Here is a 24,278-nt window from a genome sequence, read left to right on the forward strand (position 1 = left end):
CGTTCTTATATTAGGTTACACTGAAAGCCGCTGTTTTGTCCGTTGAAAACTACTCTTTCACAAACTGCTGAGTTTCTAATACAACTCCTTTTTTGTCAGTGACTTTTAAAATGTACATTCCTACTTGGAAATCGGAAACATCCACCTCGCAAGTAATGTCATTGGTATTTATTTGCCAAGTTTGAACAGTTTGTCCATTAGCAGAAAAAATTGTAACCTGTACCGGTTCAAAATTATCCTGGTGGTGATAGTAAAAAAGACTGTTTGTGGCAGGGTTAGGGTAGACCGGAACGCTTTCGTAATTTGTTATATTTTCACTTATTCCTAAATCTAATTCATGACAACCGGGTACTAAACAACCAAAACTATCTACTTTAATGAGCCATGCCTTCTGACCGGGAAGGTCTTCGGTTTCATAATGGTTAATGGCATCACCCACCATAACAAATCCATTGTCCGGAGTTATGTCTACATCATAGAGCCTGTGTTGAGCAATTTCGGATCCGTAATGCGGGATTTTACGGTAACGTCTTTCCCAAATCTTTTCACCAGAAAGGTTGAACTTTACTAAAATCCCAGTTTGATAATCTTCTGAGGTAGTATGAAAACCAACTGCCACGTATTCCGAATCATTAATTGGTTTTATTTGATTAAATCCTAAATACGATAAAATTGTATACTCACCCAATTCAATTTCCCATTCTTCTTCAAAATCACTGTTTAACTTTACAATTCTTAATTTGTAATCATTATATCCTCCAAAATCTGGAAAATATTGACCAATTCTGCCACAATACAATAAACCACCATCGGGTGTTTTGGTTAAGCCTTTGCAGTCAAAACTTAAAGGATCATCCCAGTAGGTGTGCTCTTCAAGTATTTCGCCTTCGCTGTTCACCTTTATTAATTTAGTATGAAACCGTTGCTCTTCAGTTGGAACGCTAGGTTTTTGAAGTGATGCCAAGATAATAAATTCGTCATCATTGTATTTTACTAGACCGTGAGGGTTTAAAATACGATAATAGATAGGGTCTAAACCATAATATATATTATAATCAAGTAAAACACCATTTTCGTTCAGTTTATAAAAAACTGTTGCCCCTCTTAAATCATCTTCGCGCTGTACACTTACAAAACCATAAAAAGTACCATCGGATTTTTGAATTAATTTTCCAGGGTTTTTCCCTATTAATCCATCACTTGAGTAAAATTCTGAATAGTAATTAGTTAATAGCGTATCTCCGTTCGGATTCATTTTAACAAAAATAAAAGAGGAAGGAATCCCAGATTTTTGAGCAATAGCAATATGAGTAAAATTACCATCTATGGTTTTAATCATATGACTCATATTCATAAAAGCTATTCCCAATGTATCATTGTGGATCACTCCCAAATTTTCTATAGTACCGTCAAAACGATATTTTGCTAATGCACTTGAGGCGTTAGTAAAACTGGGAATTGAGCCTTGTAACCCACTCACATAATAACAAGAGTCATTACTAAAAACAGTCGAAAAAACGGAATAAGTTTCATCATCAATCACATACCGTTCATTAATTGGGGGTTGTCCAAATAAATTTGGCAACTGAAAAAGGCTACCAATAAGCGTGATATGGAGTAATAACTTAGTCATGCATTTTAATGCTGTACAACCACCTTTTGTGTTTCAAATCGTTCTTGTGTTCTTACATCGATAACGGTTATGAGGTACGTACCGTTGGCTATACCATTTTCTTCTTCAACGATATCTTACAGGTCAATAATACGGTTGATATCAATTAAAACTAATTAACGGCTTATCATTTAAAAGTAGGAATAATTATACATATGAAATCATAGCAAGAGCATAAAAGGCGAGTTAAACATGCTATATGATTAAAAATTGAAAAAAACCACTAAAATAAGTGTTATCCACGGAAGAAAAATCGTGTTTTAAGTTTGGAGATTCCGAAAAAACCTCGTTAATAAACCATTTATTGCATTCAAGAGTTTCTACCTACCGAAAGTGAATTATAAAGGAATTTACACACCATCAGCTTGCGCCATAACACTCAATCCAATGCCAATATAGGTGGGTAATTCTTGATAATGTCCTTCAAGCGCATCGTCTTTTTTGTCTTCGGTGTTTTTCCAATTGGGAAAAGTTTTAGAACCTGTTCTAACAATCACTAAATCTTTGGATGGAATAGAAATAATATACTGACCCGACATTCCTCTAAAATAGGTTACATCATACGGTAATCCTGTATAAATCCAATATTGAAAACCATAAACTTGATTAGGTTTACCGTTGGTTTTTTTTAATGGAGCTAAACTTGAAAATTCATCGATATATTTTGCACTAACCAATTGTTCTCCATTCCAATTTCCGCGGTTATTTACCAGTTTTCCTAGTCTTAAAAAATCCCGTGAAGTTGCATAAAAACAGCAGAACGCTTTTTCGGCACTTTTTTCATCGCCTGCCAAACTCCACATTGCCTCTGATTCGGCTCCCATTTTTTTCCAGAGTTTTTCAGCGGCATATTTTGAAACTGACTGGCCTGTTGCTTCTTTTAAGATATACATTAACACTTGCGTATCTCCACTTTTATATTGAAAAGTATGACCTGGTTCCTCTTCAATCGTTCTTCGGTTTAAGGCCAAATCCCTATCATCTGTATCGTAGTATAACTCAGCAACATCACAAAACGGACTGACGTAACTTTCACTCCACGATAAACCTGAGCTCATTGTAAGAATGTGTCGAATTGTGATCTTCTTTTTTTCATCATTAAATTCGGGTAAATAATTGGCAACTGGTTCATCTATCGATTTTATATAGCCCTCATCCAACGCAACTCCAATCAATAATGAAACTATGGATTTTGCCATCGAGAAAGAGTTGGTAATTTGTTCTCGATTATTTTCTCCCCAATATTCTTCATAGATAAGGGTGTCTCCCCATGCAACCAAAAATGATGCTGGCTCTAATAATTCTACCGTTCTTCGTTGTTCTGCTGAGAGGACATATTCTCCTAAATTTTTGTCTTCCAGCCATGGCTGTGGCACACCATTTTCAACGGTTCGGTTATTAAACACTTCCAAATCGTGAATTGTTGGTCGGATATGACCTCTAAAATAGGTATTCGCTATTCCCTTATAGATATACGTTCTACCAGAAAAGATGATAGCCAAATTAGCAATCACTAGGAGACCTAAAATAACTATTCCCAACCATTTTAAGGTTTTTTTAATGAAGCGGATCATAATTAATCAATATAATCGAAATCAAAAATATTGGCCATGTTAATCTTAAGCGCTTTTTCCACTAATTTTAGGTCAATTTCTTGATTTAGTTCTTTTTCCATGGAAGTTACGGCTTTGTCTACAATTCCGCAAGGAACCATATGATTAAAATAAGACATGTCTGTGTTTACATTTAAAGCAATTCCATGCATAGTTACCCACCTAGAGCTTTTAACGCCCATTGCGCATATTTTTCGCTCATTTGGTGTTCCTCCATCAATCCAAACACCTGTTAAACCTTCAACCCTGCCGCCTTTTATACCGAATTCACTTAAGGTTAAAATCACAGCTTCTTCTAAAAAGCGCATGTATTTATGAATGTCCGTAAAAAACTGGTCTAAATCAAAAATTGGATACATAACCAATTGCCCAGGGCCATGGTACGTGATATCCCCACCTCGATTAATTTTATAAAACTGGGCGCCGTATTGTTTTAATGCCTCTTCTGAGATTAAAAGATTAGTTTCAGCACCACTTTTACCTAAAGTATAAACGTGAGGATGCTCACAAAAAATTAAGTGGTTTTGCGGTAACTCTTCCGTTTTACCATCGCGTAGGTCAATTTTTAGATCAATTGCTGCTTTAAAAAGTGTCTCTTGATAATCCCACCCTTCTTTGTAATCAATTAGTCCTTTGTGGATGTAGTTTACTTTTCTTGTCATGATTTTCCTTCGAATTACAAAGTTATAAGTAAAAAATGAATTCTTCTTTGTCAAAATATTCTCTCTATTAATTCGTTTGATAACACTGGAAACTTTCCGTAATTTTGTACTATGCCTCTGGTTAATAAAATAGGTTTTTTGTTCTTGTGTTTAATATTAGTAGCGGGATGCCGTAAGGATCCTGATATAAAATTAGGCGATACGACACCCTATCAGTTTAATTATCCTGAAAGAATTGAGAAATATTTGCCCCCTATTTCAGTTCCTTCAAACAACCCAATGACCGTTGAGGGAGTTGAATTGGGTCGTAAGCTTTTTTATGACACCCGGTTATCGGCCGACAATACAATGTCTTGTGCAGGATGTCACGCTCCAGATCAATCTTTTAGTGATCAAAATAAACCAACAAGTGTTGGAATAGATGGAATAGCTGGTCGGAGAAATTCAATGTCATTAGTTAATTTAGGTTGGATGAGTTCTTTCTTTTGGGATGGTAGAAAGGCTACCTTAGAAGATCAGGCTTTTGCTCCAGTAAATGACCCGGTTGAATTGCATAGCAATTGGAATCAAGTTGTTGAGAAATTACAAGAAGATGAAGAGTACCCCTTACTTTTTGAAAAAATTTATGGTACATCTACAATCGATTCGGTAATGGTGGCAAATGCATTAGCTCAATTTGAGCGTACATTAATTTCAGGAGATGCACCAATGGATAAATTTATGAACGCTAACCGTGCAATTGGGAGTAGTGGTTGGAGTACGGCCGATGAATTTGCAGCATATCAAGGTTTCGTTTTATTCATTGATGAAGAAAAAGGGGATTGCTTTCATTGTCATGGCGATAATTTTAATCCGTTATGGACAGATAATTTATTTCACAATAACGGTTTAGATGCTGTAATAACGGATAAAGGACTTGGAGAATTTACGGGTAACCCTGCGGACGATGGAAAGTTTAAAACACCAACACTTCGAAATTTAGCATTTACTGCTCCTTACATGCATGACGGTCGTTTTGAAACTTTAGATGAAGTGATTAATCATTATTCTGAAGGTTTACAACATTCCTCAACAATTGACCCTTTAATGAAATCAGTTGACGAAGGTGGTGTGCAATTAAGTCCAGAAGAGAAATACTATTTAAAAATGTTTTTGTTATCTCTTTCTGATAGCTCTTTTATTGAAAACCCCGCATTTAGTAATCCTTGGTAAGTAAATAAAGATTTTTTTCAAACTTGATTTTTTATTATCCTACGCAAATAAGTTTAAGGCAATCAATGTTATTGGGTAAAGGTTGAATCAGGAATAAAAATGATAAGTTTGAATCGGTTGTTATTTTTTGTAATTTCAAACTAAAATATAACCCATGCAATTAAGAAAAGTTAATATTGAAAAAGTACTGTTTCTGGATATCGAAACTGTTCCGCAAGTATATGAATTCAAAGATCTAGACGATAAAACTGCCGAATTATACTTGCACAAGAACAAATTTATTCAAGAACGCGACGAACTAACCAATGAACAGGTATACGAAAGAGCAGGGGTGTTTGCTGAATTTGGTAAAATTGTTTGCATCTCTTGCGGAATTGTAACAGAACAGTCTGGAGCAAAGTCAATTCGAATGAAATCATTTGCCAGTGATGATGAGAAGGAATTATTAACCGAATTTGCAGACTTATTAAATCGGCATTATAATTCTCCATTTCACATTTTGTGCGGACACAACGCCAAAGAGTTTGATTTTCCATTTATTGCTAGACGTATGTTAGTGCTTGGTATAGATTTACCAGCGGCCTTAGACATTGCCGGGAAAAAACCATGGGAAATTAATCATCTTGATACAATGGAACTTTGGAAGTTTGGAGATTATAAGCATTATACCTCAATGAGTTTATTGTGTCATCTGTTTAATGTACCAACTCCTAAAGATGACATTTCTGGAGCTGATGTAGCCAGAGTTTATTATGAAGAAAATGACTTGGAACGCATAGTAACCTATTGTCAGAAAGATGTTGTGGCCTTAATACAACTTTTTTTAAGGTTTAGAAATGAACCTTTGGTTGAAGAAGAGGATATCAACACATAAAACATAAGCTTATGCAAATAAAATTGTGCTTATTATTTGTATTTATTCTATTCGGATTTAATGGTCAATCCTGTGTTAACACCTACCACACTGTTGACGCCCATGGAAATATTCATGAATTAGGGCAAACTGGGTTTAGAGGATTCAATAAAAACTTCAACTTACCTAAAATTAACCGTAATCTTCCCGATTTATTAAAAAAAATAGAAGTTGAAAAATCTCCATACCTATTATCCGATTACGCCATTTTGTTAATGAAAGCAGGAAAAACGGCAGAAGCATTAGAAATTTTGCAAGTTTTAAGTGTTCACCTGCCAAATGAATATAAAATTGCAGCCAATTTAGGAACAGCTTATGAACTAAACGGACAATTGGATAGTGCTTTAGTTTATATACAAAAAGGACTTGACATCAACCCAAACTCGCATGAAGGTAGCGAATGGGTCCATGTGCGAATTTTAGAGACTAAGATCGCTATGTTGGATCAACCTAATTTGTTAGATAATCGATCTGTTTTGCAACTCACAGCGAAAGAAATTGTGGATACTTCAGTTCGTAACCATATCGAAATTCAAATTCGGGAGCGCTTTCCATTTTGTCCTGGGCCCGACCCAATCATGGCTTCTTTGCTTATTGATTTAGGTGATTGTTACGCAGAAACATTTTCGTTTGAATATGCAAAAGCATTTTATAACATGGCAGAAGGATATTATGGAGCAGATCAAGACCTCGTTCGAGCTAAAACTCAAAAAATGTTGGAATTAAGAGCAAAAAATAAAGGAGTTAAAGCTGATGATTCGTTCCATGATGGCATGGATATAACTATTTCAGGAGTACGTTATAGAGACATCATCGACGACAATAATTCTGATGAATTTAAAATTGATTGGACAAAACATAATCACGATCCCAAATCCTTATTGTCTTTGGTTAAACTTGATTCAATCCAGCCTTTCCAATCAATTGAAATAGCTAAAGCAGAAAACGAATTACTCGAAACACATGAGGAATCAACACCTGAAAACAACAGCACCAACTATAAAATGATATTTATAATTGGTGCCATAATTATTGCGGGAATACTTTTCTTAATTTTCAGAAGAAAGACTAATTCACATCGAAAATAGCAAAGCCTAATTTACTTTTATATTGGTGAACATACATTCTTCTACCATCTTCCATATCAAAACCAATTGACCCCAATAACAATGTTCCTTGATCAGCATAAATGTCCTGAATATTCCACGTCAGAGGCTCTAATTCTTTATTGAGAACCACCTGATTAATCGCAGGTCTTTCTTTCAAGTGTGAATTAAATAAATAGAACAGTTTATCATTTTTTAGTTCCACTTGAAAAGATAATTTATCTTGATTAATCATAGATTTAGCAAATTTGTCAATTATTTTTTCATTGTGTTTACCAATGGTGCCATTTACAATAACTAATCTACCTGTATAATAGGTGCGTGATCCGGTTCCTGTAGATGATGTGGTAGTAACAATCCATTGTTCTTCTAAATTCAAAAAAGCACTGTTTTTATCTGAAACAACACCTTTGTTCACCAAGTATTTAGATCGCTTGCTTGACGTAACTTTTTCACTCAATCGTTCCACTTTTGTGTCCTCTAATTTCAGGTCTACTAAATTATAGGTTAATATTTGTGTACTATTTGGATAAAAATCAGACTTTTTATGTTCACCCATAATGGAAGAAACGTAGCGTTTTACATCTTCTTCATTTACATTCAATCTAAAAAAATTATTGTCTTGGGACTTATCCAATTCCACGGCATGATATTCTTCCTTCCCATGATCACGTACACCGATATACAATTCATTGTCATTCATTTCTAATGAAATAATTACATCATCCGAAAGTAAGTGAGCTTCGATAATTGAATACTTTGTTTGGTAAGAATTCTTTAGGTCTAAATTCTCATTATACAGATTTAATTTTTTTCCATCATAACAAATAAAGTTATTGTTTACAGGAGAGCGTCGATAGCCGTATATAAAATCATCAAGTTGAAGATGATCAAGGTACATTACATCTTTAATGGTTGTTGTTTTTACTTCATTTGATGCACCAATTGAGGAGATTGTTATTGAATTTTCAAACGGATCCATCTCAACTACTCGTTTGGTATCACCTACCATGTAGCCATCAATTGCAATCGAGTTACTTAGGTTATTAACTTCAACTTCAGTTTGTAAGGAAAGATCCTCGTTTACCGTATAAATAGTTCCAGTTTCCTAATTTTTACCGTTTGGGTTTGATATCCTTCTTTACGTAATTCTATTTTTTGGCTAATGGCAGCAGGTTAGTAAGCGCTATGAATATGTATTAAATACATACAGTTAACATCGTTTAATCTAAGATGTTTATGACAACACCTGTTGATAAATTATCAAAAACCTAACTCAAAATAACCGTTTGCTATCGAATAAGCTATAAAGAGTTGTACACCGTTAAAAAGAAAATGCAATATGATATTGTATTTTATATTTTTAAAGCGCAGATAGATAAAAGCTAGTAAGCATCCCGCAGCAAACATAACAAGTACATTTAAAGGTTGCATATGACTCATAGCAAATATTGTTGAAGACATTAGAATCGCCCCCACCTCACTAATGCCAGAGGCAAGCATTTTATTAATTAAAAAACCTCTGAATACTAGCTCTTCAAATATAGCTGGAACTAGTCCTAATACAACAATTGAAAAAATTAACTGAACAGGATTATTGTGATAAACGATTAATTCTTGCAATGCTTCATTTTTAGCCTGGTATGCTAATACTCCAGGCGGTAATATGGGACGTATAAGTTCATTGATCCATGACAGTATTGGCATTGAGAAATACAATAAAATCAAGGCTATTAGCGTGAACAAAATGGGCCTCCATTTTAAACGGTCTGTATGAATCAAATCTGAATATCGTTGACCAGATAATTTCAAAAACAAAAGGAAGGATAGTAGAAAGTAGAAAACCTGAGAAAAGAAAATTCGGCTTATTAACATTCGAGGATCTTTCCAATTTATATTTAGGAGTACATCATAATCAACAACAGCGGATAATGCCAGCGAAAAAATCAAGTCACCCATAAGCGACATGAAAATCATGATAAAAATGAAAAATATTACTTGAGCTCCTGGGGAGAATGATCGAATAGGCATTATTTCAAGACAATTTTACGTTCTGAGTCTAATTTGAGAAGAATAAAAATGAGGACAGAAAATGACATCATTGCTGATCCTCCGTAACTAAAGAATGGTAAAGGAATTCCAATCACTGGGGCTAAACCGATTGCCATTCCTACATTAATTAAAAAGTGATAAAAGAAAATGGCTCCAACACAATAGCCATAAACTCTTGTAAAAATTGAACGTTGACGCTCGGCTATTACTACAATTTTCAGCAATAGAAACGTGTACAAAAGAACCAAAAATAAAGAGCCTACAAAGCCTCGCTCTTCTGACCAAGTACAAAAAATAAAGTCAGTACTTTGCATTGGTACATGCTTCTGACTGGCATTTGCTAGTGTGGCGGATTTGTAACCTTTTCCCATAAATCCGCCCGATCCAATTGCAGCCTTTGCTCGGTTAATATTATATCCTTTCCCGTCTGGGTCATCAATTTTACCGAGTAATAAATCAATTCGTACTTTTTGGTGCGGCTGCAGAATTGTGGAGTATCCCAATTCTACGAAATTCACAAAAATTACGGCAACAATAAAACTGCCGATGATTGAGCGATAAAGTGATTTACGATTCCTTTTTAAGATGAAAGATTTAACCAGTAAAGCGAGAATTCCGGCGATGACGATAAGTGCTAAGATGATGCCTGTATTTCCGGATAGTTTAATTTTAAATATTGGAAATAGAAAACTTGAATCAGAAACAAGTAAAGTAATGACCGCGATTATGACCGCAACGAGAATAAAAAGTAATATATTACCTGCGTAGCCTTCACGATATAAAACAAGAATAAAAGAGGTAAATACAATAAATGTTCCCGCGTCCGGTTGGAGCAATACAAGCGCACAAGGCAAACCTAAAATAAGGGCAATGCCTTTATTTTTTTGAATGAACGGTACAAGACCCCATAAACTGGCTAATCCTAGGTTTTTTGTCACTCTTTTTCTGGTTTTCGCACTACTATTAATGTCGATATAGCGGGCTAAAGCAAGAGCAACACCAATTTTTGCAAATTCAGAAGGTTGAATACCCACACTGCCAAAACCAAACCAAGAGCGTGCACCATTAATAGGTGAAGTAAACAATACTCCAATTAACAAGAGCATGGTAGCACCATAGGCCCAATAAGCGTATTTCCGAATGAATGATGACTCTAGAAAGAGGACAATGACTCCTAAAAAAAGTGAAACACCAAACCACATAATCTGTTTTCCATGTTCGGTGTCTAGATTAAACAAGCCAGGTTTATCAGGATTATAAACAGCAGAGTATACATTACTAATCCCGAATATAACAAGTATCACATAGGTAGCTAGCAGCGCCCAGTCAATATTGGAGAATAATTTATTGTCCTGCGTTCTCATTTTCTTATAATATCATCCTCGTCGGGAATGAGGTTGGCATTTAAAATTCGATTTTCTTTAACGGTGTCTTGAATTGTACGGTTGATATATTTTTCGATCATTAAACTTGCAACTGGTGCAGACCATGTACCTCCAAAACCTGAATTTTCAATAAATACGGAAATTGCAATTTGCGGGTTTTCTCGAGGTGCAAAAGCCATAAAATTAGAATGGTCCGTTAGCTGATAACGTTTGCCATTTATATTTTTAAAGTTTTCCACGGTTCCTGTTTTACCGCATACAGCAATACTGTCCATTCTAGCTCGACGGGCTGTTCCTCCCGCCTCATGTACAACGCGCCACATTCCATCAATTACCGGTTCAAAATAGGCCGAATCAACCATGGTGTAATTGGGTTGGCTGTATATATCTGGAACGTCTCCTCCTTCAATATCTTTAATGAAATGAGGATAATAATAATAGCCTCTGTTTGCAATTATGGCTGCAAGGTTTGCCATTTCAAGCGGCGTAATAGTTACCTCCCCTTGACCTATGGCAATTGATTGAACAGTACTAAAAGCCCAATTGAAGTTGAGATGTTCATTATAGTATTTTGTATCCGGAACGTTTCCTCGTGTTTCAGTGGGAAAATCTGTATGTAAATTAGTTCCAATTCCAAAACTTCTCACATATTTTGCCCAAATATCCATTCCAATTGCAGCATCTTTAAAAATATTATTGCTTTTACCCTGTTGTACTATTCTTCGTGTTAATGAAACAAAATAAGGATTACAAGACATTTTAACCGCATCAGAAACATTTTGTGCTGTTGGATGATTGTGGCAGCCAATTAAACTCTTATTGCAAGCAAAACTCGAATTTTCTGTAATAACCCCTTCCTGCATTCCAGCTAACGCCATTACTGTTTTAAAAATTGAGCCTGGCATATATGCTGTATTAATTGATCGATTAATCAAAGGCAATAAGGTGTCTTTATAGAGTGCCGTGTAGTTTTCTCCTAGATGTCTTCCAACAAGTAGGTTGGGGTCGTAAGATGGGGCTGAAACCATGGCTAATATTTCGCCAGTTGAAGGTTCAATAGCCACAATACTTCCGAGCTTGTTTTGCATTAGTTTTTCACCATAAGCTTGCAATTCCCAATCGATTGAAAGACTGATGTTTTTGCCTTGCTTTGCTAATGTGTCGTATTTGCCATTTTCATATTCTCCAGTTGCAATACCAATGGCGTCCTGCAAGTAATATTTCACACCACGTTGACCACGCAGTTGTTTTTCGTACATCTTCTCAATCCCCATCCTTCCAATATAATCACCCGATTTATAGTAGTTGTCTTTGGATATATCTCCTTTGTTGACCTCATTCATATATCCTAAAACGTGGGCCGCAATTTGTTTAGGATATACGCGTAATGTTCTTGCTACTTCAAAAAATCCAGGATATTTATAGAGTTCTGGAGCAATAAGAGAAAATTCATCCGGTGGAATTTGTCGAACGATTTCCGAAGGTTTACGCATGGAATATTTTCGCGCTTTAATCATTCTAGCGGTATATTCTTCCATACTAATGCCAACCAATTTGCAAAAAGCGACACTGTCTGTGTTTTTGGTTTGGCGCGGTACTACTTTTATATCATAATAAATTTCATTGCCGATTATTTTAGTTTGATTTCGATCGTAGACAATTCCGCGAGAAGGATAAGTTAGAATTTTATTTTCGGATATTTGTGCAGCTCTTTCTTTCCACTTATCATCCACCACTTGCATGTAGAATAAACGAACAATAAAGGTAATTGGAATCAGAACAAAGAGAAGTGCGATGACATATTTTCTGTTATCAATATTTTTCATTTTTTAGAAGGCTTGTAAAAAATGTATTGAAATAAAATGATCAAAGCAAGTGAAAAAACAATGCTAAATAATGCTTTTAAGACAATGTGAAAAAATTGATCAAATCGAAGAATCTCGATGACAAAGAACCACAAATGATGAATGAATAAAAGAATACTTGCATAAGTTAAAAACCAAAGTTTGCCCATATCGTGAATGGTGGGAAGAAGCACCGTATCGTATCCATCACGAGGCTTGATTAAATTTAAAATTCCCGGTCTTAAATATCCAATTACCAAAGCAGCAGATGCATTTAAACCAAATGTGTTGCTAAACATATCAACAGAAAGTCCTAAAATAACCGCGACAAGCATCGTCACTGTGACACCCAATTCAAACGGCAACATCATAATCATAATCGGATAAATCATCGGATTTAGATATTCATTGATTTGAATATTGTCCACCACAAGTCCTTGAATGAGAACAATTAACACGAAGTATACACCATATTTTATCCATGTATTATTCATCTTCTTCTATCCTACTTTCTAATTTTAGTTGTTCTTGTTGCATTAAGTTTTTTACAATGTACACGTTGTAAACGGCATTGTAATTTACAGCAAGCTTAATTCTTAATGAGATGGTTTGTTCGCCTTCTTTTTTTACAATTTCAGCTATATTACCAACGGGAATTCCTTCAGGAAATTTTGTAGCTCCGCCCCGCGTAACCACTTCATCTCCAATTTCGAGTGGAATATCTCTTTTAACTTCTTGAATTTGGCCATATTCATTATCAATCCCATCCCAGTTCAACAACCAATATTCATTGTTTTTTTTAAGCTTTACATTTACTCTAATTTTATCCGATAAAACGGTCATTACAATGGCAAAATGTTTGGAGACATCCGTTACTATGCCAATTACACCCTGTGATGAAATTACACCCATGCCCTTTTCAACACCTTGATTGCTGCCCTGATTTAAGGTAAAATAATTATTGCGTTTGGTGTATTTGGCATCAATTACTGTAGCGGGTATGTATTGAAATTGTTGTTTTTTAAGGGTGTCATTTACGTAAAATAGGTCGCCTTGTAAATGATAATAGCTCTCTGGTAAAAGTGCTCTAAGGCGTGCGTTTTCTTCCAGAAGTGCTTCATTGGCTTCTTCTAAACCAAAATGCTTAGTAATGTTGTGTTTTTTCTCGACGAACCAGCCAATAAAAGCCGAAGAAGTATTCGCCATTCTTGCACGATGATAATTTTTACTGTTAAAAAAAAGCGTCAAAACAATTACCTGAAGAATGAAAAAGATTAAAAAATCTCTAAACTTTCTTAAGAATTGAATTAAGTTTCGCATTGTAGATTAACATTCTTCTGTCACGTACGTTGAATAAAATTATCGCATCAAGAATTGGAAACGACCGATATTCTTCAGTGCGATACTTGTTCCTCGAGCCACTGCTCTTAACGGATCTTCTGCGATATGGATCGGTAATTTAGTTTTTTCTGATATACGACTATCCAGTCCTCTTAGCATTGATCCACCCCCCGCTAAATAAATCCCCGTTTTATAAATATCAGCTGATAATTCAGGTGGGGTCATTTCTAATGCAGTTAAAATTGCTTCCTCTATTTTCGAAATACTCTTATCTAAAGCATGAGCAACTTCTGAATAGGTAATAGAAATTTCTTTAGGTATTCCAGTCATCAAATCACGACCTCGAACAGCAAACGGAGCTGGTGCTTTATCTCCTAAGTCAGTTAACGCACTTCCAACCTCAATTTTAATTTGTTCAGCAGTACGTTCACCGACCAAAATATTATGCTGGCGGCGCATGTACTCTTCAATGTCTGTTGTAAAGTCATCTCCAGCAACTCGTATTGACTTATCACATACAATTCCTCCAAGAGCGATAACGGCAATTTCTGATGTACCTCCACCTATGTCAATAATCATGTTACCCATCGGTTCTTCCACATCAATTCCAATACCTATTGCAGCAGCCATTGGTTCATGAATCAAATAAACCTCTTTTGCGCCGGCATGCTCACAACTATCTCTAACGGCACGTTTTTCAACTTCAGTAATACCAGATGGAATACAAACAACCATTCTAAGCGAAGGACTAATTAAACGATTTCCAGTATGAATCATTTTAATCATTCCTCTAATCATCTGTTCTGCAGATTCAAAATCGGCAATTACACCATCCTTTAAAGGCCTAATAGTCTCGATTAATTTATGGGTTTTCCCATGCATTTGTTGTGCTTGTTTTCCAATAGCAACAATTGCTCCGCTTTGTATATCTTTTGCGACAATCGAGGGTTCGTCAACTGCAACTTTATCATTCATTATGATTAAGGTATTCGCTGTCCCTAGGTCAATCGCAATCTCGCGTGTTAAAAAATCAAATAGTCCCATTGAGGCATTTATTAAGTCTGTAAATTATCTTGTTTTTTACTGTAAGTGTTAAAAAAAGTTACTCAATATACACTTTACAATTAGATATTCAGTGCGTTTAATGTTTAAAATGTCGATTTCCGGTAAACACCATACTCATTCCTGCCTTGTTGCAATAGTCAATCGAATCTTGATCTTTAATTGATCCACCTGGTTGAACTACTGCCGTAATCCCAGCATTATCTGCTATTTCAACACAATCTGGGAAAGGGAAGAAGGCATCTGATGCCATTACAGCTCCTTTTAAATCAAAGTTGAATGAGTTTGCTTTGTGAATGGCTTGACGTAAAGCATCGACACGCGATGTTTGTCCGGTTCCACTTGCTAATAGTTGTCCATTTTTGGCTAAAACAATTGTATTCGATTTTGTGTGCTTAACAAGTTTGTTTGCAAATTCTAAATCATTCAGTTCTTGGGCTGTCGGATTTTGCTCAGTTTTCGATTCAAAATTTACTTGTTGATCCGTAATTAAGTCTTTATCTTGTTCAAGAACTCCATTCAATATAGTTCTAAAAGTCTTTTTTGGTAAAGACACTTCCTTTTGTACGAGTAGAACACGATTTTTCTTACCTTTTAAAATAGTTAAGGCTTCATCTACGAATCCTGGAGCAATAACAACCTCGCAAAACAATTCGTGAATTTTATTGGCCGTTTCTACATCGATTTCCGTATTGGAAATTAAAATTCCTCCAAAAGCAGAAACTGGATCTCCAGCCAAAGCATCTGTATAAGCTTCAGATATTGTTGGTCGAGTTGCTAGTCCACAAGCATTATTGTGTTTTAAAATGGCAAAGGTTGGATTGTCATTTTTGAAATCTTCCATGAGCTGAACAGCGGCATCAACATCCAATAAATTATTGTATGAAAGTTCTTTGCCGTGTAATTTGTCAAACATCGCATCCAAATCACCGTAAAACACACCTTTTTGATGAGGGTTTTCTCCGTATCTTAAAACTTTGGCTGTTGAAATGCTTTGTTTAAACACGTCTACTTCACCTTGGTTGAAATAATTGAAAATATGCGTGTCATAATGAGAAGATACTTCGAAGGCAGCACGAGAAAACTCCTTGCGCTCTTCCAAACTTGTACCTTCTTTATGGTTTTGCAGTATTTCCAATAAATTCTGATATTCTTTTTTTGATGGAACGATAACAACGTCTTTATAGTTTTTTGCCGCTGCCCGAATCAACGATATTCCTCCTATATCAATTTTTTCAATGATGTCTTCATGCGAAGCTCCTGATGCAACAGTTGCCTCAAAAGGATACAAGTCAACAATTACCAAATCTAAGTCAGGAATTCCATATTCAGCTACCTGCTTTTGATCTTCCTCAAGATCTCTGCGAGAAAGTATACCCCCAAATATTTTTGGATGTAATGTTTTAACACGTCCTCCTAATATAGAAGGGTAAGAGGTTAAATCCTCAACGCGCTCAACAGCGATCCCTAAATCTTTTATGAATTTTTCCGTTCCTCCAGTTGAATAAATTGTGACACCTTGCGCGTCTAACTCCTTAACAATTGCATCTAATCCTGTTTTATCAAATACAGAGATTAATGCATTTTTAATCCTTTTTCTTTCGGCCATTACCAGTTTAAAATCGATTCTGTAAAATAGAAGATACAAAGGTACTATTTTAGGCGCTATTCGTGGGTTTATTATCTATAAAAATGGCTTGTTTTTAATAAATGTTGCATTTTGTTGATTATTCGTGATAATTTTCATGCCGAAATTCGCGCTCCTTTTTGACTGAAAACTTGATCGTTTTCAGCTTGTAAAGATTTGAATGATTGATTATTAATGTGGGATATCTCAATGCTTTTTAATATATTTGAAAAATCTAAAACCAAAATCTATCCCTATGAAAACAAGTAAAAAACTGCTTCTATCGCTATTTTTTATTAGCTCTACTTTTTTGTTAAACAATCAAATTTTTGCACAAGAATGCATGCAAGATTGGGAAAACAGAATTCCGTTAACAATAGATAATAGCGCTGGTGATGCTCTTACTGACTATCAAATTCAAGTAATATTAGATACTGAAACACCTATAATGATGGGATTAATGGAAGCAGACGGAAGGGACTTACGTGTTACAAATGGAACTTGCTGTGAGCCTTTATGTTATTTTATTGAAAGTGGAATAAATACAACTGAAACGGTGATTTGGGTTAAGGTTCCTGAGATTGGAGCGGGTGAGACGATTGATTTATATGCTTTTATTGGTAATCCTGATGCTGATCCAGTGTCTGATCCAGCCTGTACTTTTGCGTTCTACGAAGGTTTTGTTGATGCTGATTTCAACTTAGAATATTTATGTGGAGGAATCTCGGATAGCGCTGTATTTGAAGGTGATTTTAATTTAGCTTGGACTGCAAGTGGAATGCTTGGTTCAAACAGCACCTTTCCAGTTGAAGAAGTATATACTGCAGAGGTTAAGATGAACAGTATTTCTGGAAATTGGCCCGCAATTTATTGGGCGAAAGAATCAAGTAAAAAAAATTATGGTTTAATGGGGGCGGCTGATCAAGCTCGAATTTCATTGACTGGTGGTGGATCTGATTGGTGTTCAGGTCATAATTGGGCTTCGCCTCTCGTTGGGTATACTGATCCTGAAGGAGTTTGGTCATTCACTTGGATTGAAACGGGATCTCTTGTAGGAAATTTTCCAACCGCGGGTGAAATCCTTTCCTCAAATGATTTGTATGCTAAGGATGAGGATCTAAGATTAGCAATAGGTGGAATATCTTCTGGTGCCGGTTCAATGAATATGGATTGGATTCGTGTAAGGAAGTATGCCGCTATTCCACCAACACTAGAGGTTGGGGATTTAGGAGAATTTTCACCTGCAGGAACATTAGATTTACCGTCAGAATTATTGGCATGTGAAGAAGGAATTTTGGATGCTGGTGAAGGATACATTTTGTATGATTGGAGTTCTGGAGGTGATGAGCAAATTGAAACTATTCTCGCTGATGGATGGGTTTATCTAACAGTAACTGATGATGAAGGTTGCGAACAGACTGATTCTGTAGATGTTTCTATTGGTGAATCATTTTATATAGAAGAAGGGTATACGATTTGTTCTGGTGAGTCTTTTGAGTTTCCTGATGGAACAGTAATTGAATCTATTTTGGATGAAATTAGCTATACCAGTGAATTTATGACTGCTGAATTTGGCTGTGACAGTACTATTGTGACGACAATCGACGTTTATGAATTAACACCGTTGTTAGACTTAGGTGAGGATATTTCAAATTGTGGTGATACCGTATTTTTGGATGCTGGCCCTGGATTTGCCTCTTATGATTGGTCGGATGGTGATACAGATCAAATTGATACTGTAACAAGCTCGGGTTTATACACCTTAACTGTAATTGACGCGAATGGATGTACACAATTCGACAATATTGGAGTAACAATTACAAATCTTGATAATGGAACGAGTACTTCCGGCTTTACAATCAGTTCAAACCAAGAAGATGCAACATATCAGTGGTTAGATTGTAGCGATGATTATGCAACAATTGATGGCGAAACAAATATGGAGTTTATGCCTTCAGAAAACGGCAATTACGCGGTTGAAGTAAGTATTGGTGAGTGTGTTGACACTTCAGCATGTGTTGCGATAACTGGAATGACAATTCAAGAGAATAGTAGCGCTAAATTTAGCGTTTACCCAAATCCAACAACCGGTTTATTTAATGTCGATTTGTTGGGAGTTTCTGGTGAATTGCAATTGGTTGTTTCAAGTTCAGATGGACAAATCATCTTGTCTCAAACTGTGGTTGGAAATCAAATTTTAACTTTGGATTTGCCACTTGCCAACGGAATTTATTTTGTTGAAGTAATTCAGAATGAATCCAACCAAACGCTTCGATTAATCAAACAGTAAGATGATATAGCCTCGTCAGTTCGGCGAGGTTTTTTTACCATCCACTGATATAAACTTTTGTTCCTACACCACAGTCATGTTTTTTACAATAAGCTCTGCCTGCATTTAAACAGAGTTGAACAGGATCGATATCATTCACCCAGTCATCAATTATTTGTTCTAAAACATAAGCGCCAGGAAAAAGTAGGGAATTAGTTCTGACCAATGGATAACCACCGGCCAGCATCAATTCTTCTTGTAAATATCCGTAGGAAACACATGCGTTCATGACGACATCAGTTCGTTTACTGGTGTTGTTAATCCATGGTTTAATATCGATATAATCCATAACCCCATTATGTCCATTGAAAATTATTAAATCGGCTTCATCGGCAACATTTAAGGTTTTATGACTTGGTAAATTCACTTGTTGTGAACGATGACCTGCAATAGCTGCTAGATAGTCGTTCATGGTTTCTTCCATCCGATCTCCACGGTAAGCATCTGCAATAAAATAAACGGTGGATTCAGGATAGTTCTTTTTGAAAACAACTCTTTCTAAAACATTCGTATCAAGATCCAATTGATTATAAACTAATTCCCAGTCCCGAGCCTTTGCGAAATAAGCTTTCGTTCCACCGCTTGTCGCCCAATATAAATTTGTTCTTAAACTTAAACCGTTTCCTAAGCTCTCACTGGTTGGAACAATTCCTTGATGCTCATTATCACAAAGTGGAATATAACCATGTACAATTAATGGTTCATTATTGGCTTTTTTTAGGGCAATACGTTTTTTTATGGCTGATCGACCAAACTCTTCACTTATGGGTTCATTTATAGTAATTGACGGCTCTAATTTCGTTTCTTCAAATCCTGTTGAATGAACCTCTGTTTGGCAACTAACAACAACTAAAAATGTTAAAAAATGTAAAAAATATCTCATATATGAATAATGCAAATCAGGTTGAAAGTAACAAAAAAGCGATTAATTGAGAAATCTCTTTTGTTTGTTGAAATTAACGATTTATGTCTTTTCAATAGCGGTATATTTAAACCTCTTATTAAAAATGACATGAGTAAAGCACAAGAATTGGTTATATCGCAAACTGTTGTGAAAGAACAAAAACGATTGTTTAATTTCATTCGTAAAAGGGTCAGTTCTCAGCTTGACGCAGAAGATATTTTACAAGACGTTTTCTTTCAATTGGCCCGTGTTTCAGGTGAATTCAATAATATTGAGAAAATAAGTGCATGGCTCTTCCAAGTTGCGCGTAATAAAATCACGGATTTATATCGCAAAAAGAAAAGTATTCCATTTAGTCAAATTGGAACAGCAGAGCAAGAAGATAGCGAATTTTCAAATTCGTTCGAATCATCTATTCTCGATTTTAAGGCGTTGCCGGATGAGTTGCTCGAACGAGAGAATTTAGCGGAGTTAATAAAAAACTGTTTAAAAGAATTGCCAGAGGACCAGAGGAAGGTCTTTGAAATGCACGAATATGAAGGTTTGTCATTTAAAGAAATTTCTGCTGAATTAGGTGAATCGGTGAATACTTTAATTTCTCGGAAAAGATACGCCGTGGTTCAACTAAGAAAAAAGCTGATACATGAATATGAACAGTTAAAATCTGCTTAAATTCGAAATCCCCAAATACAAATATCATCGATTTGTTCTAACTCACCTTTCCATTCTTCATACGCATTTACAAGGCGTTCACGTTGTTTTTCATAAGGTAAGTCTTTGTTTTCCAATAAGAATGATTTTACGCGATGAGGCATAAGTTTTTTACGTTTAGGTCCACCAAATTGATCTTGTAAACCATCAGTATAAAGAAAAAATAAATCTTCAGAATTGAACTTTATTTCATGATTTGTAAATGAGCGATCAGCATAAAATCGTGAAACTGATTGTTTATCTGCTTTTAATTCCTTTGGCTCCCCATTAGTGATATAATACAGGTGGTTGTTCGCTCCAGCGAATTGTAAAGTATTGCTTTTGCGGTCAATTCGACATAATGAAATATCCATCCCGTCGTAAACAGTGTAGTCACCACTTTCAAAGGTTTCAATGATTAGCGATAGACATTTGTCGAGTATTAGTGCAGGTTCGGTTAAGTTAAATTCTTTTACAGACCGATTAAGAGCGCTTGAACAAGTCATGCTTACTAAAGCGCCTGGAACGCCATGACCGGTGCAGTCGGCAACAGCGATATAGAGAAAATCATCTTTCTCAACCATCCAATAGAAATCTCCTGCAACAATATCTTTGGGCTTGTATAGCACAAAAGAATTGGGTAAAAGGCGATTGATTTTTTTATCATCCGGTAAGATGGCAGTTTGCAATCTTTTAGCATAAGTGATACTCGCCAAAATTTCTTCGTTTATTCGCGCCTTTTCATCATGCGAAAATTGCAGATCCTGTTTGTAAGCATCATTCTTTTTAACATAGATATAGATGGTGTAGCCTGCAACAACTAAGAGTATACATGATAGAAAGCAGAAGAAGGCAATTAAATTTCGAGTGAATTTACCCTCAATGCCCGCCTCTTTAATTTTGACTTGTAATTTAAATTCTTCACTCTTTTCTATTGCCGTAACAATGTTCGCAATATTGTCCATTATGCGTTGATTAGATTGAATTAATTGCAATTCTTTCTTTTTGAGTTCATTCTCATATTCTTTCTCTTCTGCTTTAAGTGTAGAAATTTCTCTATTTAAGGTGCTATACGAATAGTTGGGGACTTTTTTTTGATTCTTCGCTTGACTCCTGTTACCGAATAATTTATTTAAAAAACCAGCCTGGCGATCCTCTTTTTCTTTTGGTATTGCGACATCGGTGACTAATCCAACTTTGTTCTCGACTTTTTCAAATACACTGCTTACACTTTGCTCATTCTGCACAACCAGCAGCTCATCGAGTACATCGAATTTCTGCTGTGATAGTGCGTCAATTTGTCGAACATCTCTTAAAAATGCTGTGTCATTTTTTGCTGTACGATAAAGTTGTTTTATACTGGTTTGGACATTGCGAATTGATTCATTGTATCGGTTTAAATAATCATCGTCCAACGTGATGCCGTAAGATTTTACCTGACTCTCTGCGTTAGTCACCGTAAAGAGAACATTTTTTAGATGAACCAGTCGCTCATTCGGTTTAGCTTCATCTTCTATTTTCGTGACGATGTTCTGTAAAGACCAATTCACCCAAAAAGCACTGGCAATTACCATTAAAACAGTTGTAATTAACGCAATTAAAACACGATTTGTAAAGGGTATGCGTCGCATATATAGAGTAGAGCCTTTTCAGTTGTATAAGACAAAGTTACAAACATGTTACTTAAAAATGGTTATTCAGGGTTGAAATACAGTTTCTTTTAATGTTCGACCTTGTTCGTCTTGTATTGCAATTAAATAGAATCCTGCAGCATAATCGCGGAGTGCAATTGAAGTAATAGGTTCTAAATCGTTTTGATAAACTATTTGACCATTTAATTGTGTAATGAGCAAAGTAGCATTGGCAAATGGATTGTCCAAAAACACCGTTAAAACACCATTGATATGATTTATTTTTGCCCAGGGTTTTGCTTCCAACTTACCTGTTTCCGTAACGGTATATTCAAATCGTAAGGTGTCACTTATGCTAGCGTCATCCGGACTTGTTATGAGAAACAGAATGGAACCAGTTCCTAATGTTTCGTTGGCGGATAAGTTTAAAGATAAAAATCCTTGTGAACCAGGATCTAAATTTCCGAATGATCCAACTTTTGGAATGAGATTGAAGCATTGAAAATTCGTACAAGCCGAAGTACTCCATTCGTTCAGTAAATCATTGTCTAACACCTCAAAATCTAAAGAAAGACTTTTTGAAGAGTTATTTTCAATGTAGATGAAATCAGTGTCATAATAGTCTTGTGCTATCGTTTTGTTCACTTGAACATTGGGATTAAAATTTAGCGTTTGAGCAAAATTAAATAAGGGAATTGATAGAAGTAGAGTGAGAAAACGCATACCAGTTAAACGTAAAATTTATCAATTTGGTATAAAAATCAAAAGTAGACAATTTTACTAGAATGTTATTAAATCGTTTTAAAACTTAAGTTATCCTTAACTAACCGATAATTAAACGATTAAAAGCAACGCTTCGTCGAAAAAATACGTTTACCAAATAACAAAACCACCAAACAAATAAACTTATGAAATTGCTTTTAGCCTTTTTGTTCCTGATTTCATTTCATGCGAACTGTTTTTCTCAAGCGGGTGAGCCGCAGCCATATCCACTGTATGAATATAAAATCACCTTTAATGAAGTTCAATTTGAATCGGAATCTCTTCAAATATTAACTTCCGATAATGAAGAGATTTCAGGTGTGCAACCCATTATTTTAAAGGACGAACTAAATCAAAAATTTACCATAGATTTTTCGGCTTGCGAAGAAGGTGAATATTTGATTAAAGGAAGAAGAGGATCAATAGATTTAACGTATATCATATCCCGATAATTAAGACCTGAATACAATGAAAAATCCAAAACTATTATTTTACATTTTACTTCTTATTTCACCATTTCAAATATTTGGTCAAACTGTTAATACCTTACCGGTTAATCTCGTGGGCTCATCCGATCCCATGCCTGGTCCAGGTGGTTTTTTTGACCATCCATTTACACCTTCGCCTTTGACAGGTACCTATCACGGAGGTGTGTTTTATGGGGCAACAAAAGAAAAATGGGGATATGAAATTTCAGATTTAACAGTTGGAGAAGAGTACGTGTTGACTGTTTATTATATGTATGATCGCGTAATTGGTACACCGGCCTATGATAGACATGGTAATTTATCTATGTTAAGTGGGGCTGCTCTCGACATAACTACAATTCCATACGTGCCAGAACCGGAATGGAGGGATTGGTTTTCCATGGAAGTAACATTTACGGCTATTTCAGCGACAGATAGAATTGATATAGAGGCAGATGGGATTACAGACAACTCACTTTGGCTATGGACAGACATGGCGATTGATGGGGGAGGAGCCTGTGACGACATGCTTACAACGGTTTCAGCAACAGAAGTTTGTTTAGGGGAAGAGGTGACCTTAGAAGCGACTTCAACACATGGCGGAACAATTACTTGGGACGGAGGGGTGACAAATGGAGTAGCTTTTGTACCACCTGTTGGTGTAACAACGTATACCGCAACAAGTGATAGTGACGATGATTGTGACTTTTCAGTGGAGATTACAGTTTATGATTTACCCGTTGTTTCAGGAACTGCTGATGCAACTGAAATTTGCTTAGGAGATGAAGTGATTTTGACCGGATCAGGAGCGGTGACCTATGTCTGGGATGGAGGTGTTACTGATGGAGTGGCTCATGAACCATTAACAGCAGGAATTAATACTTTTACGGTAACCGGAACAGATGCTAATGGTTGTGAGAATACAGCTACGGTAGATGTTGATGTACTCGCACCACCAGCTATTGATGCAGGCGAGGATGTTGAAGTTTGTGAAGGTGGAGCGGTG

At 35.8% G+C, this 24,278-nt stretch carries 21 protein-coding genes; 7 read left to right on the forward strand and 14 right to left on the reverse strand.

Annotated features, from left to right (window positions below; all coding sequences use genetic code 11):
• Nucleotides 1-49: 49 nt before the first annotated feature.
• The 3 genes from A8143_RS10570 to lipB all read right to left on the reverse strand — a co-directional run bounded on the left by A8143_RS10570 (nt 50) and on the right by lipB (nt 3,947).
• Nucleotides 50-1,633 (reverse strand): T9SS type A sorting domain-containing protein, encoded by a 1,584-nt coding sequence (locus A8143_RS10570; RefSeq protein WP_066758844.1) that lies wholly within the window; start codon nt 1,631-1,633, stop codon nt 50-52.
• A gap of 389 nt (nt 1,634-2,022) precedes the next feature.
• A complete protein-coding gene (locus tag A8143_RS10575; protein WP_066758847.1) occupies nt 2,023-3,246 on the reverse strand; it encodes a serine hydrolase domain-containing protein in 1,224 nt (407 codons plus the stop codon).
• A gap of 2 nt (nt 3,247-3,248) precedes the next feature.
• A complete protein-coding gene (lipB, locus tag A8143_RS10580; RefSeq protein WP_066758848.1) occupies nt 3,249-3,947 on the reverse strand; it encodes a lipoyl(octanoyl) transferase LipB in 699 nt (232 codons plus the stop codon).
• Between the two features lie 144 nt (nt 3,948-4,091).
• On the opposite strand from lipB, the gene A8143_RS10585 reads away from it, so the two are divergent.
• From A8143_RS10585 to A8143_RS10595, 3 genes are all read left to right on the forward strand, one after another.
• Nucleotides 4,092-5,159, forward strand: a complete 1,068-nt coding sequence (locus A8143_RS10585) for a cytochrome-c peroxidase (protein WP_245676499.1) — start codon at nt 4,092-4,094, stop codon at nt 5,157-5,159.
• A gap of 154 nt (nt 5,160-5,313) precedes the next feature.
• Nucleotides 5,314-6,033 carry a 3'-5' exonuclease gene (locus tag A8143_RS10590; protein ID WP_066758849.1) on the forward strand — a complete coding sequence of 240 codons (720 nt, stop codon included), beginning with the start codon at nt 5,314-5,316 and terminating at the stop codon, nt 6,031-6,033.
• 11 nt (nt 6,034-6,044) lie between these two features.
• Nucleotides 6,045-7,160 (forward strand): tetratricopeptide repeat protein, encoded by a 1,116-nt coding sequence (locus tag A8143_RS10595; protein WP_066758850.1) that lies wholly within the window; start codon nt 6,045-6,047, stop codon nt 7,158-7,160.
• Here the strand turns inward: A8143_RS10595 and A8143_RS10600 are convergent.
• The 8 genes from A8143_RS10600 to purH form a co-directional block, all read right to left on the reverse strand.
• Nucleotides 7,141-8,190: a hypothetical protein gene (locus tag A8143_RS10600; RefSeq protein ID WP_066758855.1), complete on the reverse strand. Its 1,050-nt coding sequence runs from the start codon at nt 8,188-8,190 to the stop codon at nt 7,141-7,143. The genes A8143_RS10595 and A8143_RS10600 overlap by 20 nt on opposite strands.
• A gap of 251 nt (nt 8,191-8,441) precedes the next feature.
• On the reverse strand, nt 8,442-9,209 hold the full coding sequence (locus A8143_RS10605; RefSeq protein WP_066758857.1) for a CPBP family intramembrane glutamic endopeptidase: 768 nt from the start codon (nt 9,207-9,209) through the stop codon (nt 8,442-8,444).
• Nucleotides 9,209-10,594, reverse strand: coding sequence for a rod shape-determining protein RodA (rodA, locus tag A8143_RS10610; protein WP_066758859.1), 1,386 nt, complete (start codon nt 10,592-10,594; stop codon nt 9,209-9,211). The genes A8143_RS10605 and rodA overlap by 1 nt, the downstream gene beginning before the upstream one ends.
• The gene (mrdA, locus tag A8143_RS10615; protein WP_066758861.1) at nt 10,591-12,441 is read right to left on the reverse strand and encodes a penicillin-binding protein 2; all 1,851 of its coding nucleotides are present in this window, start codon (nt 12,439-12,441) and stop codon (nt 10,591-10,593) included. Before mrdA ends, rodA begins: the two co-directional genes overlap by 4 nt.
• The gene (locus A8143_RS10620; RefSeq protein ID WP_066758863.1) at nt 12,438-12,953 is read right to left on the reverse strand and encodes a hypothetical protein; all 516 of its coding nucleotides are present in this window, start codon (nt 12,951-12,953) and stop codon (nt 12,438-12,440) included. The genes mrdA and A8143_RS10620 overlap by 4 nt, the downstream gene beginning before the upstream one ends.
• Nucleotides 12,946-13,779 (reverse strand): rod shape-determining protein MreC, encoded by an 834-nt coding sequence (mreC, locus tag A8143_RS10625; RefSeq protein WP_066758865.1) that lies wholly within the window; start codon nt 13,777-13,779, stop codon nt 12,946-12,948. The genes A8143_RS10620 and mreC overlap by 8 nt, the downstream gene beginning before the upstream one ends.
• Before the next feature lie 39 nt (nt 13,780-13,818).
• Complete coding sequence (locus A8143_RS10630) at nt 13,819-14,844, reverse strand: rod shape-determining protein (protein ID WP_066758867.1); 1,026 nt, start codon at nt 14,842-14,844, stop codon at nt 13,819-13,821.
• Nucleotides 14,845-14,941: 97 nt separating this feature from the next.
• On the reverse strand, nt 14,942-16,471 hold the full coding sequence (gene purH / locus A8143_RS10635; RefSeq protein ID WP_066758869.1) for a bifunctional phosphoribosylaminoimidazolecarboxamide formyltransferase/IMP cyclohydrolase: 1,530 nt from the start codon (nt 16,469-16,471) through the stop codon (nt 14,942-14,944).
• Between the two features lie 274 nt (nt 16,472-16,745).
• Between purH and A8143_RS10640 the strand changes: the two genes are divergently transcribed.
• Nucleotides 16,746-18,779, forward strand: a complete 2,034-nt coding sequence (locus A8143_RS10640; RefSeq protein WP_066758871.1) for a DUF2341 domain-containing protein — start codon at nt 16,746-16,748, stop codon at nt 18,777-18,779.
• Nucleotides 18,780-18,813: 34 nt separating this feature from the next.
• Here A8143_RS10640 and A8143_RS10645 read toward each other — a convergent pair whose 3' ends face one another.
• Nucleotides 18,814-19,701: a hypothetical protein gene (locus tag A8143_RS10645; RefSeq protein ID WP_066758873.1), complete on the reverse strand. Its 888-nt coding sequence runs from the start codon at nt 19,699-19,701 to the stop codon at nt 18,814-18,816.
• Between the two features lie 129 nt (nt 19,702-19,830).
• On the opposite strand from A8143_RS10645, the gene A8143_RS10650 reads away from it, so the two are divergent.
• On the forward strand, nt 19,831-20,394 hold the full coding sequence (locus A8143_RS10650; protein WP_066758890.1) for an RNA polymerase sigma factor: 564 nt from the start codon (nt 19,831-19,833) through the stop codon (nt 20,392-20,394).
• Here A8143_RS10650 and A8143_RS10655 read toward each other — a convergent pair.
• Nucleotides 20,391-22,043, reverse strand: a complete 1,653-nt coding sequence (locus A8143_RS10655; RefSeq protein ID WP_066758875.1) for a SpoIIE family protein phosphatase — start codon at nt 22,041-22,043, stop codon at nt 20,391-20,393. The genes A8143_RS10650 and A8143_RS10655 overlap by 4 nt on opposite strands.
• Nucleotides 22,044-22,109: 66 nt before the next feature.
• Nucleotides 22,110-22,766 carry a hypothetical protein gene (locus tag A8143_RS10660; protein ID WP_066758877.1) on the reverse strand — a complete coding sequence of 219 codons (657 nt, stop codon included), beginning with the start codon at nt 22,764-22,766 and terminating at the stop codon, nt 22,110-22,112.
• Between the two features lie 185 nt (nt 22,767-22,951).
• On the opposite strand from A8143_RS10660, the gene A8143_RS10665 reads away from it, so the two are divergent.
• Nucleotides 22,952-23,257 (forward strand): hypothetical protein, encoded by a 306-nt coding sequence (locus tag A8143_RS10665; RefSeq protein ID WP_066758878.1) that lies wholly within the window; start codon nt 22,952-22,954, stop codon nt 23,255-23,257.
• A 16-nt stretch (nt 23,258-23,273) separates the two neighbouring features.
• Nucleotides 23,274-24,278 (forward strand): hypothetical protein (locus A8143_RS10670; protein ID WP_139134335.1); only part of this gene is annotated, 1,005 nt, incomplete at its 3' end.

The organism is Crocinitomix algicola, from assembly GCF_001661595.2.
In the GTDB taxonomy this organism is placed as follows: domain Bacteria; phylum Bacteroidota; class Bacteroidia; order Flavobacteriales_D; family Crocinitomicaceae; genus Crocinitomix; species Crocinitomix algicola.